We start from the raw sequence: 15,963 nt of genomic DNA, 5'->3' as shown, positions 1-15,963 counted from the left end.
CAGCTAGCACCGCTAGCTGCTGTATCAACGGAGTTCCTCAACGAATGCCCAAGGTTGCTTTATAGCCGTAATGGCAATCGGCCAATGATAGATTTGCGCAGGCGTTGGGGGTTTTACGTTATCTCGATAATACAAATAACGAAGTGAGTTAACCCGCCATGAGTGATAAGGAAAAAAAGCATTTAATTCCCGCGCTTGAACGAGGGCTGACGATTTTAATGGAACTCAATCGTCATCATCGTGAGATGAGTTTTGCCGAGATCGTTAAACGCGTTGGCTATCCCCAGTCGACTTCGTATCGTGCAGTACAGACCTTGGAACATATGGGGTTTCTTCGTCATCACCCGGTAACCGGATTGTACTCGCTGGGTGTTAACGTGCTGAAGCTGGGCTTTGAATATGTGGCCTCATTAGATGTTGTACAGGTAGGCCATCCGGTTATTGAGTCGCTATGCGAGCAGACTGGCTGCTCAAGTCACATTGCCGTTAGGGATGGAAGGGATGCAGTTTATGTGGCCCGTGTGGGTGCCACTAACGCCACGATTCGTCGCGTTAGCGTAGGAACAAGAATTCCACTGCACTGCACTTCATTAGGGCGGCTGCTTCTGACAGACCTCTCAAAAGAGGAATTTGAATCGCTCTACCCTGATGATCAACTGCTTAATAAAGAACTCGGTGCACCCATCCGGCGTGATGTTCTGTGGGACTTAGTTCAGGAAGACCGTCAGCGTGGTTATGTCATTGCAGATTCTTACTATCACTTTGGTATTTCATCGATCGCCTACCCGCTCTACAACCATGATGGGGTAGTGGAGGGTGTCGTTAGTATTATGGTGCCTGTGCATGAATTTGCCGAGGATGAGCGAACCAAGCTGCAAGCGCTGGTGCAAGAGGCCGCGAGAACAATCTCCGACATGCTAGGACACGACCAAGCCCTTGCGAAACGCGATGGTTAGGCGTTGCAGGCGGCAATAGCACTCTGCATGCGGGGTTAAATCTACAAAATGTTTACCACTGTATGGACTGGATGCAAAAGCACCGGTCCGATTGGCATGCCTGTTTTTACCAATACCGAGAGCGTTTCGTTAGCAACGCTTGTGCTCCCTTATACGTATTTATACGCAATATAGTGGCTTTCAAATATCTGATTTTAAATGTTTTTTATTGCGTCTTCTGATTTTAATGGAAATATTTTCCATTAAATATTGACAGTGCGTTGGATGGCGCATACTTTGAATATTGTCTCGTATACAAAATTAAATACAAAAATGAATACTAAATGTATTCAATCTTCGAGGAGAAGTTGTGATGGCCAAAATGACAGCTGCAGAAGCCGCCATTCACGTCCTGAAAAAAGAAGGTGTTGATGTTGCCTTTGGTGTTCCAGGTGCTGCGATCAACCCTTTCTACGCTGCGATGCGTAAAGTGGGTGGGGTGGACCATGTGCTAGCACGCCACGTGGAAGGTGCTTCACACATGGCGGAAGGGTATACCCGTACAACTGCTGGCAACATTGGTGTGTGCATCGGTACCTCTGGCCCCGCGGGCACGGATATGATTACGGGGTTGTATTCTGCCAGTGCTGATTCAATTCCGATTCTATGTATCACTGGCCAAGCTCCCCGCGCCAAGATGCATAAAGAAGACTTCCAGGCCGTCGACATTCAGACGATTGCTGGCCCAGTGACCAAATGGTCCGTGACGGTGATGGAGCCTGCTCAGGTGCCGCGTGCTTTCCAGAAAGCCTTCCAGATCATGCGTTCTAGTCGCCCTGGACCGGTACTGATCGACCTGCCCATCGATGTACAGATGAGCGAAATCGAGTTCGATCCGGACACCTACGAATCACTTCCGGCTTATAAACCCTCAGCATCACGTGCCCAAATTGAAAAAGCACTGACGATGCTTAACGAAGCCGATAAGCCGCTGATCGTTGCCGGTGGTGGCATCATCAACGCCGATGCTGCCGAGCAATTAGTTGAATTTGCCGAGCTAACCGGTGTGCCAGTCATCCCGACGCTGATGGGGTGGGGAACGATCCCGGATGACCACCCGTTAATGGCAGGCATGGTAGGGCTCCAAACGTCGCATCGATACGGTAATGCGACCATGCTGGCCTCTGACTTTGTCATGGGAATTGGTAATCGTTGGGCCAACCGACACACTGGTAATGTAGAAACGTATACAAAAGATAGAAAATTTGTTCACGTTGATATTGAGCCAACGCAAATAGGTCGTATTTTCGGGCCTGACTACGGCATCGTTTCTGATGCAAAGCTTGCCCTAGACCTGTTTATCGACGTCGCTCGTGAAATGAAGGCCAGCGGACAGCTGAAAAATCGTAGTGCCTGGGCACAAGAGTGTCAGGAACGTAAACGCACACTACTGCGCAAAACTCACTTCGATAACGTGCCGGTGAAACCCCAGCGTGTTTACGAAGAGATGAACAAAGTTTTTGGTAAGAATGCACGCTATATCAGCACCATCGGTTTGTCTCAGATTGCCGGCGCTCAGTTCCTGCATGTGTACAAGCCCCGGCACTGGATTAACTGTGGCCAAGCTGGGCCGCTAGGCTGGACAGTGCCTGCGGCACTGGGTGTTTGCCGTGCCGACCCTGATGCCGAAGTGGTTGCGCTGTCTGGCGATTACGACTTCCAGTTTATGGTAGAGGAGCTAGCGGTTGGGGCACAGTTTAACTTGCCGTATATCCACGTGCTGGTGAACAACTCCTACCTCGGTTTGATTCGTCAGGCCCAGCGTGGCTTCGACATGGATTACTGTGTCCAGCTCTCGTTCAAGAACATCAACTATACCGACGAAGAAGCGGCGCTCGCTGAGTATGGCGTAGATCACGTGTCGGTTGCTGAAGGCCTTGGCTGTAAAGCGCTACGTGTCACTACACCCGATGAGATTGCGCCTGCGTTAGAGAAAGCGCGTGAGCTAATGCGCCAATACCGCGTGCCGGTCGTGGTGGAAATTATTCTAGAGCGCGTTACCAATATCTCGATGGGCACTGACCTTGATGGGGTTAATGAGTTCGAAGCGTTAGCTGAAAACCTTACCGATGCACCGAGCTCTATTGCCAGCCTGACGTAACGCACCAAGGTGCTTCCAGGCAAGTCGCTGAAGTCGTTATTAAGACGCTAAAACGTTAGGAGAACACTATGGCTAAGTTTGCCGCGAATCTCAGTATGCTGTTCACTGAAGTCGATTTTCTTGATCGCTTTGAGGCCGCCGCAAAGGCGGGCTTTAAAGGGGTTGAGTACCTTTTTCCCTATGACTATGCGGCAGCTGACATCAAGCAGCGCTTGGATGCGAATGGCCTAACCCAAGTGCTGCACAACTTACCTGCGGGAGATTGGGGAGCCGGCGAGCGAGGCATTGCTTGTCATCCCGACCGGGTAGAAGAGTTTCGCGCCGGTGTGGATAAAGCGATCGACTATGCCACTGCGCTTGAGTGCAAGCAGGTGAACTGTCTTGCGGGTATTAAGCCTGAGGGCGTTAGTGATGCTGAGGCTCACCGTACCTTGGTCGAAAACCTTCGCTACGCTGCCGAAAAACTCAAAGCAGCCGGCATTTTGCTGCTTGCAGAACCTATCAACACCCGTGACATCCCAGGCTTTTTCCTTAATCGCACCGAACAGGCGTTGGCACTTTTTGACGAAGTCGGCAGTGATAATTTAAAGCTGCAGTACGACATCTATCACATGCAAATCATGGAGGGCGATCTTGCGCCCACTATTGAAAAGCATTTCGCGCGTGTCGCTCACGTGCAGCTGGCGGATAACCCAGGGCGCCATGAGCCAGGAACAGGTGAGATCAATTATCCCTTCTTATTTAGCCACCTACAGCAGCTTGGCTATGACGGCTGGATTGGCTGCGAGTACAAGCCCAAGACCACGACAGTCGAAGGTTTGGGTTGGTTAGATAAGGCGCGTTAACCCTGTGTGACTTAAAGCAGGCAAGTGAGTAGATAGTCGATAATTCAAGAAATCTAAATCATTTGGAAACAATAGGTTGGTTTCTGAAAGACGCGAATGGAGAACAATTATGAGTAAGATCGGTTTTATTGGTTTAGGCATTATGGGTCGTCCTATGGCGGGCCACCTGCTCGACGCTGGTCACTCGTTGGTGACCGTTAAACGCGGCACATTGGATGCTGCGCTTGCCGAAAAAGGCATGAGTGAAGTCGCTTCACCCAAAGCGGTTGCTGAAGCGTCTGACGTCATTATCACCATGGTGCCCGACACGCCCGATGTCGAAAGCGTATTATTTGGTGAGGAAGGCGTGATTGAAGGCCTGAAGCCCGGCACTCTGGTGATTGATATGAGCTCCATTGCCCCGATGCAGACTCAGGCATTTGCCAAGCGGATTACCGATGCAGGCGGGGAATTTGTCGATGCGCCGGTTTCTGGTGGTGAAGGTGGTGCGATTAACGCCGCGCTTACCATTATGGTGGGTGCAACAACGGAAGGGTTTGAGCGAGCCAAGCCATACCTGGACGTTGTTGGGAAGACGATTACCCACATTGGCGGCCACGGTGCAGGTCAGACGTGCAAAGTGGCTAACCAGATTGTGGTAGCACTGACCATTGAAGCAGTAGCAGAAGGGTTGCTGTTTGCCTCTAAAGCAGGTGCTGATGTTGCTAAAGTGCGTGAATCATTAATGGGCGGTTTAGCTCAATCGAAAATACTCGATGTTCATGGCGAGCGCATGATCAAGCGCACCTTTGAGCCTGGGTTCCGCGTTCGTCTGCACCAGAAAGATCTCAACTTAGCGTTAGAAGGTGCCAAAACGTTAAACCTGTCATTGCCAGGCACCGCCAATGCACAGCAGTTGTTCCAAGCGTGTGCCGCCAACGGGGGCGAAGATTGGGATCACGCAGGTATTGTGCGCGCTTTAGAAAAGTTGGCAGACCATGAGGTTGGCCAATAACGCGCCTTTGTCAGGCAGGCCAACGTCTGTTGGCCTGCCATTAAGTTCTTTTTACTGAGTTTTAAGTTCTTTTACTAAGCTTTCCAAGCTCTTTGTTTATGTTCTTTTCTAAGCTCCTTTCTGAGCCCTTTTCCTGATCCCTGCCCGAGGAGTCTTTTGATGAATTCCCTTGTTCGCTTGGCGCCTTTTACCAGTGAAGAGGCAACCCGCCAGTGGCTGAATCAACTGGCCGAAACGGCCATTGCTGCCGTACATCCCGATAGCTTATTAACTGCTCAGTTGCCTGAAAAACCGCCAGGCCGAACTGTCGTCGTGGGCGCGGGTAAGGCTGCCGCCGCCATGGCGCGCGCATTAGAGTTGGCGTGGGAAAAACGCGCTCGTGAGTCAGGCGAAGAGGTCGACTTAACGGGCGTAGTAGTGACCCGTTATCAGCATGGTGCAACCTGTCGCTATATCGATGTACTGGAAGCCTCTCATCCAATGCCTGATGCGCTGGGTGAGCAAGCCGCTAAGCGCATGCTTGATGAAGTGAAAAACCTGGGTGAAGACGATCAAGTGATCGCACTTATCTCAGGAGGCGGCTCTGCGTTAATGACCCTGCCGGCGGATGGTATTTCGTTAGAAGACAAACAGGCTCTTAATAAGGCGCTGCTTCGGTGTGGTGCACCGATCCGTGAAATCAACACCGTAAGGCGCCACTTATCGGCGATTAAAGGCGGGCGGTTGGCCACTGCTGCGCACCCCGCGCAAGTGGTGACGTTACTTATTTCGGATGTTCCTGGTGACGTGCCTTCATTAATTGCCTCAGGCCCGACACTGCCTGATAACACAACGTCGTTAGATGCGTTGGCAATATTAAACCGCCATGAGCTTGAGGTGCCTGAGCACGTGAAACGCCATTTAATGGCCGATCATCGTGCGCCTCAGACCTGGAATCAAGGATTTGCACGGGATAAATCGACTATCCTAGCCCGTGCGCGGGACGCACTGAAGGCCGCTCAACTCAGTGCCGAAGAGAGTGGTTTAGAGGTAAGAGTGTTAGGTGATGACCTTGAAGGGGAAGCAAGAGATTTAGGCATTGCCCAGGGGCGTATGGTGTGCAAGTTGCAGGCTGAAATTACTCGTCCGCTGCTGGTACTGTCAGGCGGCGAAACGAGCGTTACCGTGCGCGGTAATGGTCGAGGAGGGCGTAACGTTGAGTACCTGCTGGGGCTTTTTGATACGCTAAAAGGATGTGATGGCATTTATGCGATTGCCATTGATACCGATGGAATCGATGGCTCTGAAGATAATGCAGGCGCGTTAATTGGGCCTGAGTGCTGGCAGCGGGCTAAGGCATTAACGCTTTCTGCCCAGGATTACCTTGCCCGTAACGATGCGTACAGTTTCTTTGATGCTTTAGATGACCTCGTGGTAACAGGGCCAACCCGAACCAATGTTAACGATTTCCGAGCGATTCTTATTCTACCCAACCCGTCGTAAGGTTGTCGTTGTTCCCGCTTAACTATCCAATTACCCGTTAAGGCATTGTTTTGTGTGGTTCTGAGTGGTTGTCCGAGGGGTAAACATGATAAGTTTCGTCGAGGTTCATTAGAGAGTTAGGCCATGACCCTCGGCTGGCACAAGAAAGGTTTTACCAAAACGAAAGAAGGTCGCGTTAGCGATCAAGATATTGTTGAACACATCCGGTCTGCGGTACTGATGCAGCGACTGGCACCAAATACAAAACTGCCTGAAGTCACCATAGGCGATGTATTTGGCGTCAGCCGTTCAGTGGTGCGTAAAGCGTTAACACGGCTTGATGCTGAACATGTTATCGACCAACGACCGAATCAGGTCGCCCGCGTCAGAGCACCTTCGATTGACGAAACGCGAGAGACGTTTTCTGCGCGTAGGTTAGTGGAAGGTGAGATTGTCTCACTGTTGGCGGGTAAGCTGGATGTGGCGACTTACAAGGCGTTAGAGAAGCAGGTCGCCCTTGAAAAGCAGGCGTTTGAAAACAGTGACGAACCGTCACGCATTGAGCATTCCCTCAATATTCATCATCTCCTTGCCCAGCATGCCCCTAATCGTATTTTGGGCGCGATGTTGACCGATCTCGTCTTGAGAACGTCAATTGTCATCGCTCTCTATAAGCGTCCGGGCTTGTCTTCTTGCTACTTGGAAGGCGATCATGCGAACTTGCTTGGGCACTTGGCGAGTGGTGATGCACAGGCGGCTAAGCAGGCGATATACACTCACCTTAATAGCTTAGAGTCTTTGCTGGTACTGTCGTCTCAAGAGCCAGAAAACGACGATTTGATGACTATTCTAGGCGGTAAATCTGTTAGGGCGTGATTCGCTAGCCCTAGGTTTTCGATAACCATCGATTTTCGGTAACCCTGGGGTTTCGCGAACAATAGGTTTCAATGCTCCAAACTGATGTCTCAAACAAGCGGCGCCCTATTGGGCGCCGCTTGTGGCTTACTGTGAAACGATTACAGCAGTAATCGGCGAATATCCGTCAGCACATCGGCCAGGAAGGCCGTAAAGCGGGCGGCATCCGCACCGTTAATCGCCCGGTGATCGTAAGAGAGCGATAGCGGCATCATTAAGCGCGGCTGGAAGGCACTGCCATCCCATACCGGCTTCATCTGCGCTTTCGACACCCCCAGGATCGCCACTTCCGGCGCATTAACGATCGGTGTGAACGCGGTTCCACCAATCGAGCCAAGGCTCGAAATGGTGAAGCAGCCACCGGTCATCTCATCACGCTTAAGCTTCTTGGTTTGCGCTTTCTTGCCGAGCTCCGCCATCTCCTTGGCAATCTCAATCAAGGATTTTTTATCGGCGTTGCGCACTACTGGCACCATCAGACCATCAGGTGTATCCACGGCAATTCCGATATGCACGTAGTTTTTCCATACCAGCGTTTCGCCGTCGCCTTTCAGGCTAACGTTGAACTGGGGGAATTTACTCAGTGCAAAGGCACAGGCTTTAACCATAAACGGCAACGGTGTCAGCTTGGCGCCTTGGGCTTCGGCTTCAGCCTTCATGGCTTTACGGAAGCTTTCAAGCTCGGTAATGTCGGCCTCGTCGAACTGCGTCACGTGAGGCACATTGAGCCAGCTGCGGTGCAGATTGGTCGCACCCATTTTAAGCAGGCGACCCATCGGCTTCTCTTCCACGTCGCCAAACTGGCTGAAGTCGACTTCTGGTATCGCGGGAATGCCAGCACCACCACTCGCTGCTGGGGCAGCCGCTGTTTGTGCTTTACCTTGGCTGGCAATGGCCTGTTTCACGTAGGCCTGCACATCTTCTTTCAGCACCCGGTCTTTCGGGCCACTAGGCTTAACAAGACTAAGATCAACATTTAGTTCACGTGCCAGCATGCGTACTGCTGGGCCTGCATGTACCAGCTTACTATCCCGTGGCTGATCATCAGCGATTTGTGCTTCCGGACTCGGGGTGCCTTCAGGAGAAGGGGCTTGTTTTGCTGGTGCTTCAGCGACAGGTTTTTCAACGACCGGCTCTTCAGCAGCGGCTTGCTCTTGCGGCGCGTCTTCGCTGTTGTCGCCACCTTCACCAGCGATTTCCATCTGGCCGATCACGTCGCCTTCCGAGACGGTATCGCCTTCTTTGACCGTGAGCGCAACGATCTTACCACCGTGCGGGCTGGGTACATCCATCGAGGCTTTATCCGACTCGAGGGTGATCAAAGTGTCTTCGGCGTTGACGTCATCGCCAGCGCTGACCGCGACTTCGATGATTTCAACGTTGTCTGAACCACCCAAGTCCGGCACTTTGATGTCAACGGCCTGCTTGCCGCCACTGGCTTTCTTCGCTGCCGGTGCAGGGGCTTCTTCCTGCGTCGGTTTGTCTTCTTTCGCTGGCGCGTCGTTGGGCTGGCTGTCAGACGTCTCTTCGCCACCGCCTGTGCCGCCTTCAACCTCCAGCTCAACGATGTCGTCGCCTTCGGAGACGCTATCGCCTTCTTTGACCAGCACTTTGAGCACCTTGCCGCCTTTCGGGGCCGGGACGTCCATGCTGGCTTTGTCAGATTCCAGGGTGATTAGGGTGTCTTCCGCTTCAATGACGTCGCCTTCTGACACCGCAATCTCGATGATTTCGACATCGGTATCACCACCGATATCGGGAACTTTGATGATTTCGCTACTCAAGGTCGCGCTCCTTCCAAATCGGATCGAGCCGGCGGGCGTTTGCCCGCCGGGCAGCGGTTTAGCTGGTCAGCGGGTTCGGCTTGTTGGCGTCGATGCCATACTTCTTCAGCGCCTCGCCGACATGCTTGCGATCAAGCTCACCGCGGTCCGCCAGCGCACGTAGCGCCGCCACGGTGACGAAGTAGCGGTCTACTTCAAAGAAGTAGCGCAGCTTCTCGCGGGTGTCGGAACGGCCAAAGCCGTCTGTACCCAGCACGGTGTACTCGCTTGGCACCCAGGCACGCACTTGGTCGGCGTAGAGCTTCATGTAGTCGGTGGAGGCAATCACCGGGCCGTCACGGCCTTCCAGGCACTTCGTCACGTGGGGCTTGTTGCCCTCAACGTCCGGGTTCAAGAAGGCTTCACGCTCCAACAGCAGCGCTTCGCGACGCAGCTCGTTAAAGCTGGTCACGCTCCAGATATCCGCGCCAATGCCCCAGTCGTTGGCCAACAGCTCTGCGGCGGCTTCGACTTCGCGCAGGATGGTACCGGAGCCCATCAGTTGCACGCGGCCCTTGTCGCCTTTCGTTTCGTTGAGCAGGTACATGCCTTTGACGATATCGTCGGTGGGCACGTTGTCGATTGCTGGGTGCTCGTAGTTTTCGTTCATCACCGTCAGGTAGTAGAAGCAGTTCTCTTTGTCGGAGAACATGCGCTTCAAACCATCCTGGAGGATGACCGCCACTTCGTGGGCGTAGGTCGGGTCGTAGCTGCGGCAGTTGGGTATGGTGGAGGCTTGAATCAAGCTGTGACCATCCTGGTGCTGCAGACCTTCACCGTTGAGCGTGGTACGCCCGGCAGTGCCGCCGACCATAAAGCCGCGGGCTTGCAGGTCACCTGCGGCCCAGGCCAAGTCACCAATGCGCTGGAAGCCGAACATCGAGTAGTAGACATAGAACGGCAGCAGGGTAACGTTGTTGTTGCTGTAGGACGTCGCGGCGGCAATCCACGCAGACATCGCGCCAGCCTCACTAATCCCTTCTTCGAGAATCTGGCCTTTCTGATCCTCGCGGTAGAACATGATCTGGCCTTTATCGACCGGCTCATATTTCTGACCTTCCGAGGTGTAGATGCCGAGCTGACGGAACATGCCTTCCATGCCGAAGGTACGCGCTTCGTCAGGAATAATCGGTACGACATGTTTGCCGAGCTTCTTATCCTTGACCAGACCGTTCAGGACGCGCACGAATGCCATGGTGGTCGAGACTTCGCGCCCTTTGGAACCAACCATTTGCGAGGCAAAGGTTTTGTCGTCCAGGCTGGGGATCTCCAGCGCCTCAAAGTCACTGCGGCGGGCCGGCAGGTAGCCGTTCAAGCGTTCCCGCTGCAGGTGCATGTACTTAAGCTCGGGAGAGTCTTCTTCCGGCTTGTAGTAGGGCACGTCTTTGAGCTGTTCGTCGGTGATCGGAATACCAAAGCGGTCGCGGAATTTGCGCAGCGCTTCGTACTCCATGCTCTTGACCTGGTGGGCTTCGTTGGCGGCTTCGCCATCGCCGCTGCCCATGCCGTAGCCTTTAACGGTGTGCGCCAGGATGACCGTGGGCTTACCGTTGGTCTGGTTGACCGCTTCATGGTAGGCCGCGTAGACCTTGAACGGGTCGTGACCACCGCGGTTGAGCTTCCAGATGTCTTCATCAGACAGGTCATTGACCATCGCTTCGGTTTCGGGGTACTTACCGAAGAAGTGCTCACGGGTGTACGAACCGCCGTTGGCCTTGTAGTTCTGGTACTCACCGTCGACTGCTTCATCCATGCGTTTTTGCAGGATGCCTTTCTTGTCCTTCTCGAACAGCGGATCCCAGTGACGCCCCCAGACGACCTTGATGACGTTCCAGCCAGCACCGCGGAACACGCCTTCGAACTCGTCCATGACGCGGGAGTTGCCGCGTACCGGACCGTCCAAGCGCTGCAGGTTGCAGTTGATGACGAAGATCAGGTTATCGAGGTTTTCACGACCCGCCAGAGAAATCGCGCCCAGTGACTCCGGCTCATCACACTCGCCGTCGCCCATAAAGCACCAGATCTTGCGGTCGTACATGTCTTTCAGCTCACGGTGATGCAGGTACTTCATCACGTGGGCTTGATAGATGGCCTGAATCGGGCCAAGACCCATCGACACCGTGGGGAACTGCCAGTAATCCGGCATCAGCCAAGGGTGCGGGTAGGAAGACAGACCATCGCCGTCGACTTCGCGACGGAATTTGTCCATCTGCTCTTCAGACAGACGGCCTTCCAGATAAGAACGCGCGTAAATCCCCGGGGCAACGTGGCCCTGAATGTAGATCAGGTCGCCTTCAAAATCACCCTTGGGCGCGCGGAAGAAGTGGTTAAAGCCGACATCGTACAGCGTGGCTGACGACATAAAGCTGGCAATGTGGCCGCCCAGCCCGGGGTTGGCGCGGTTATTACGGATGACCTGAGCAATGGCGTTATAACGGATCAACGACCGAATGCGGCGCTCCATAAACAGATCGCCGGGCATCGGTGCTTCGCGATGCACAGGGATCGTATTCCGGTGCGGGGTTGTCACCGAGAAGGGCACCTTCATCCCGTCCCGGCGCAGGCGATCCGCCAAGCGGGTCATCAGGTAGCGGGCACGATCTTCGCCCTCACGATCCAGTACTGATTCCAGGGATTCTAGCCACTCCGTGGTTTCGAGCGGATCGAGATCTTCTCTTGTCTCCAGACTCATAGAGGTCTCTCCGAATGACGATAAAAGGTAAGCCTCACAGCCTGAAGGGCCGAGCACCACAGGTCAGGCTGAAAGGAAAATACAAGCGCTAAGCGCGTGAGAATTACGCTGACTCGGCCGCACGCATGTGAAGGCGGAAGCGCGCTATCTGGATGATTTGCTCAATAGCGGTTTGACGCTCGGTAGCGGCGTCGTTTTCAAGACGCTTTTCGAACGCATAAAGGATGGCGTGTCGATCAAGCCCTTTAACAGCAATCACAAAGGGGAAGCCGAACGTATCTTGATAGGCCTGATTCAGGCGTTGAAAGCGCTCAAACTCTTCGGTTGAACACTGATCTAGCCCCGCACCTGCCTGCTCACGGGTGGAATCCTGGGTTAGCTCACCCGCCAGCGCTGCTTTCCCGGCAAGGTCTGGGTGAGCGCGGATGACAGCAATTTGCTGATCAATATCAGCACCCTTAAGCACATTGCCCATGCAGTCAGCTAGCACATCTGGGTCATCGTGTTGGTCGGTAAACCCCTGTTTCCAGGCGGTTTCGGCTACCCAGGGTGAATGTTCAAAAACGTCCCCGTAATGCTCAAGAAAGGCGTCTAAGCCAAGGCGGCTGGGGCGAGCTGCTTTTAAAATATGCGGCATTGTATTCTCCTCTTGTATTTGTTTATCAGTTTTATTGTATACAATAAATATTGCTAAATGTACTCTAAGAGGTGCCGTTTCCGCAAAAAAATCGCTATCGCATCCGCGGGAAGCGGGCATAACGGCGTTAGAAAGGCCTTTATAGAAAGGTCTTTATAGCAAGATCTCTATAGGAGGGCCTTTACAGAGGGGCTCTTAGAAAGATGTCTAAAAACAAAATCAAACAACAAAGGGTTTTGCATGTTGAAGAGCAAACGAGCAGTGACAGCGTATCTGGCGATAGGCGTTTCTCTTGGCGCTATCTCGGTAAGTGCCCAAGCGGCGACATGGAGTGATACGTTTGTGGGCTATCGCTATGGAACGCAGTTTACCGAGCCGAATAACCCAGAGAACATAGAGAAGCATATTCTTCAGTTTACCCATGTTAGTGGTTACTCACTGGGCCAAAACTTTTTAAATCTGGACGTGCTTCAGTCCAGCAGCCAAGACCCCGCCAATAACAGTGATTCAGGGGCGACTGAAGCCTATTTAGCATATCGGCATCAACTCCATGGGGGCGGAGTGTTCAATGAGCCCATCGCTTTCGGACCCGTCAAAGACATGGCGCTGACGTTTGGGTTTGACCTAAACACCAAAAATACTGGCTTTGCACCACGTAAACGTCAGCTAGTAGTGGGGCCAACGTTTAAATTTGATGTGCCGAGAGGCTTTGTGGATCTAAGTCTCTTCTATAGCCGTGAATGGAACCACTGCGGCTTGCCACCTTGTGGACTGCCAGAAAATCAGAACAGCATTTCGTTTGATCCCTATTACCAAATTAACTTGGCCTGGGGGCTGCCGTTTGAAGCTGCGGCGTTACCGCTAAAATTCCAAGGGTTCTATAACTACAACAGCGAAAAAGGAGACGATTACTTTGGGGAAGCGACCAAGCCTGAGCAGTTAATGCGCACCTCGTTGATGCTAGACGTCGGGCAAGTTGCCTGGGGCACGGAAAATTCCTTATGGATGGGCGTCGGTTATGAGTATTGGCGCAACAAATTCGGAAACCACAGCCAACCGGGTGTCGATACCGATGCCATGACCTTTAATCTGGAATGGCACTTCTAAAACCAACCACTGCTACTGGCTTAACCGATACCCCTTGGCCCGAAAGTGCCAAGGGGTATTTTTTTATGTCTCAGGTGCACTTTGGCTAAGTGTGCTTGAAGAGGGACGCCATTATTTTTTGTGAAGCAGTGGTTTTTAATCGAGTGATTGTTTGTTGGAATTTTACATTATTATTGGGTGGTGCACAGAGGTGTTAATACTTATTAATATTATAAGTGGTTAATTTTTTACTATATGTCATTTTTTAAATATAGTTATATATATGTATTGTGACAGTTTGGTTGTTATTAACTATTGTTTTCAGTATTGGTATGTCTCTTGGTTTTTGTGTTGGAGAAATATGTTGTATATTGGCTAAGATAGGTTTGGTTGATTTTTTATAGCGTTAAATTTTATTAAAGCATCTGCTGTTGTTAAATGCTTTCTGGGCGTTTGTTAAAATCAGTAAAAATTTATTTTTATTAATAGAGTGTAAGAAAGAATAAGTGATGCATTAGTGTTTCAGTATCTGGAAAAGGAGTTCCTTGATATGTCTGTTAGGGATAGATTAATTATAACTAAAATTAAGATAAAAGTAGTTTTCAAGGCTGCTGATGCTTGGTTTTACGATAGGGATATCTCTGTTAAAAATAATTATCAAAAATTGAGTTTTTGCTGGCCTGTGTCCTTAGGAAGGGCTTGTTTGTGCCTGTTTTTGATGTGTATTGCGAGTAATGCCGTCGCACAGAGTTCAGTGGATCTTGACAACGAGTCCCTGCGCCAATTTCGGCAGGAGCAAGAGAGACTAAGGCAGCAGCGCGAGCAGCTTCAGCCTCAGAGCGATGTACGACTATCTCCCCTGCATGATCCCAAAGTTCCGCTTGTTTTTCCCGCGACAGAGACGCCTTGTTTTGAAATCAGCAGTATCTATCTAAACGTTATTAACAGGGGGAGTCAGGACTGGAATTGGCTATATGACTATGTTAACGACCCTCAAGATAGTCAGCCGGCGCTTAGTCGTTGCTTAGGAGCTCAGGGAGTGAGCGTCATTATGGCTCGCCTGCAGCAAGCGTTGGTTCAGAAGGGCTGGACAACCACACGCATTCTTGCGCCCCCGCAAGATTTGTCGTCTGGAGAGTTGCGCCTAGATATCTTAGAAGGCGTGATTAGTGATATTCGCTTTGCGGAGGAATATGGTCAGCGCGCGACTCTTTTCAACACCATTCCAACCCATGCTGGTCGGGTTCTCAATTTGCGCGATATTGAACAGGGACTTGAAAATTTCAGACGTGTGCCAACAGTTGAAGCTGATATCTCGATTGAGCCTGGTGAAGAACCAGGTCAAAGCGAACTGATAATCCGCCACAAGCAGGCTTTTCCTTTCAGAGTACATGCATCGGTTGATGATTCAGGCAATGAAAGCACAGGAAAATACCAAGGGGCTTTTACACTCAGCTACGATAACCTTTTGACACTAAGCGACCTGTTCTACATTACTCTGCAGTCTGAATTAGGAGGTAAAGATCCTGGAGACCGAGGCAACTCTGGGCATGCTTTACATTACTCCGTCCCCTGGGGGTACAGTCTCCTATCATTCAATAGTTCTAGCACTCGATATCATCAAACTATTGCTGGTGCTTTTCAGGACTATGTTTATTCGGGTACAAGCGATCAATACGATGCACAGCTTTCACGTGTCCTTCAGCGTGACCAGGCAGGTAAAACCACAGGCGTTATACGTGCATTTCACCGGCGCTCAAACAACTACATAGATGATACGGAAATTGAGGTGCAGCGTCGTGCTGTATCTGGGGTGGATATCAGTCTTGGTCATCGTCGTAGCGTTGGTTCGGGGGTGTGGGAAGCAGTCCTCACTCATCGTAGGGGCATCGGTGCATGGGGGGCATTGCCCGCCCCCGAAGAAGCATTCGGTGAAGGCACGTCACGTATGCGAATGTGGTTACTGAATGCCAGTGTGAGTATTCCTTTTGATTTTGTCCATCAGCGTTGGAACTACCACGGTAGCTTTCGTGGACAGTGGCATGAAACCCCTCTAACTCCCCAAGATCGATTTTCTATCGGTGGACGTTATTCCGTGCGCGGCTTTGATGGTGTGAGCATGCTCAGTGGTGACAGTGGCCTTTTATTGCGTAACGAAGTTTCCATGCAGCTTGGTCAAAGCCCCTACAGCGTGTACTCAGGGTTAGATTGGGGACGGGTCAGCGGACCCTCTAATCAAATGCAACTGGGTAACGAAATGGCTGGGGCGGTAGTGGGTCTGCGTACGCGATGGAACACAGGGCCAGTGCAAAGCAATATCGATCTTTTCTTAGGTCAGCCACTTCATAAACCTGAGGGGTTCAGAACCGCCAGTCAGGATTACGGATTTAGTTTTCATATTCAATTTTGATACG

The 15,963-nt window shown here is 51.7% G+C and carries 11 protein-coding genes; 8 read left to right on the top strand and 3 right to left on the bottom strand.

Features of this window, described 5'->3' with window-relative positions:
* The first annotated feature begins 158 nt into the window (after nucleotides 1-158).
* From L1X57_RS17595 to L1X57_RS17570, 6 genes are all read left to right on the top strand, one after another.
* On the top strand, nucleotides 159-956 hold the full coding sequence (locus tag L1X57_RS17595; protein WP_009724987.1) for an IclR family transcriptional regulator: 798 nt from the start codon (nucleotides 159-161) through the stop codon (nucleotides 954-956).
* Nucleotides 957-1,308: 352 nt separating this feature from the next.
* Nucleotides 1,309-3,096 carry a glyoxylate carboligase gene (gene gcl / locus L1X57_RS17590; RefSeq protein ID WP_009724988.1) on the top strand — a complete coding sequence of 596 codons (1,788 nt, stop codon included), beginning with the start codon at nucleotides 1,309-1,311 and terminating at the stop codon, nucleotides 3,094-3,096.
* A gap of 68 nt (nucleotides 3,097-3,164) precedes the next feature.
* Nucleotides 3,165-3,941, top strand: a complete 777-nt coding sequence (hyi, locus tag L1X57_RS17585; RefSeq protein WP_009724989.1) for a hydroxypyruvate isomerase — start codon at nucleotides 3,165-3,167, stop codon at nucleotides 3,939-3,941.
* Between the two features lie 109 nt (nucleotides 3,942-4,050).
* Complete coding sequence (locus L1X57_RS17580) at nucleotides 4,051-4,935, top strand: 2-hydroxy-3-oxopropionate reductase (RefSeq protein WP_009724990.1); 885 nt, start codon at nucleotides 4,051-4,053, stop codon at nucleotides 4,933-4,935.
* Between the two features lie 159 nt (nucleotides 4,936-5,094).
* Complete coding sequence (locus L1X57_RS17575) at nucleotides 5,095-6,417, top strand: glycerate kinase type-2 family protein (RefSeq protein ID WP_009724991.1); 1,323 nt, start codon at nucleotides 5,095-5,097, stop codon at nucleotides 6,415-6,417.
* A 123-nt stretch (nucleotides 6,418-6,540) separates the two neighbouring features.
* A complete protein-coding gene (locus tag L1X57_RS17570) occupies nucleotides 6,541-7,272 on the top strand; it encodes a GntR family transcriptional regulator (RefSeq protein ID WP_009724992.1) in 732 nt (243 codons plus the stop codon).
* A gap of 140 nt (nucleotides 7,273-7,412) precedes the next feature.
* Here L1X57_RS17570 and aceF read toward each other — a convergent pair whose 3' ends face one another.
* The 3 genes from aceF to uraD all read right to left on the bottom strand — a co-directional run bounded on the left by aceF (nucleotide 7,413) and on the right by uraD (nucleotide 12,463).
* Complete coding sequence (aceF, locus tag L1X57_RS17565) at nucleotides 7,413-9,095, bottom strand: dihydrolipoyllysine-residue acetyltransferase (protein ID WP_234667826.1); 1,683 nt, start codon at nucleotides 9,093-9,095, stop codon at nucleotides 7,413-7,415.
* A 58-nt stretch (nucleotides 9,096-9,153) separates the two neighbouring features.
* Nucleotides 9,154-11,826 (bottom strand): pyruvate dehydrogenase (acetyl-transferring), homodimeric type, encoded by a 2,673-nt coding sequence (gene aceE, locus L1X57_RS17560; RefSeq protein WP_234667824.1) that lies wholly within the window; start codon nucleotides 11,824-11,826, stop codon nucleotides 9,154-9,156.
* A 103-nt stretch (nucleotides 11,827-11,929) separates the two neighbouring features.
* Nucleotides 11,930-12,463 carry a 2-oxo-4-hydroxy-4-carboxy-5-ureidoimidazoline decarboxylase gene (gene uraD / locus L1X57_RS17555; protein WP_009725052.1) on the bottom strand — a complete coding sequence of 178 codons (534 nt, stop codon included), beginning with the start codon at nucleotides 12,461-12,463 and terminating at the stop codon, nucleotides 11,930-11,932.
* Between the two features lie 240 nt (nucleotides 12,464-12,703).
* Between uraD and L1X57_RS17550 the strand changes: the two genes are divergently transcribed.
* Together L1X57_RS17550 and L1X57_RS17545 are read left to right on the top strand one after the other, a co-directional pair.
* A complete protein-coding gene (locus tag L1X57_RS17550; protein ID WP_039869991.1) occupies nucleotides 12,704-13,570 on the top strand; it encodes a hypothetical protein in 867 nt (288 codons plus the stop codon).
* A 529-nt stretch (nucleotides 13,571-14,099) separates the two neighbouring features.
* Entirely contained in the window at nucleotides 14,100-15,959 is a 1,860-nt protein-coding gene (locus L1X57_RS17545) for a ShlB/FhaC/HecB family hemolysin secretion/activation protein (protein ID WP_143759812.1), read from the top strand.
* Nucleotides 15,960-15,963: the final 4 nt, after the last annotated feature.

It is taken from the genome of Halomonas sp. TD01, from assembly GCF_923868895.1.
GTDB lineage: Bacteria > Pseudomonadota > Gammaproteobacteria > Pseudomonadales > Halomonadaceae > Vreelandella.
This window is presented reverse-complemented; position numbering and strand designations above follow the sequence as displayed.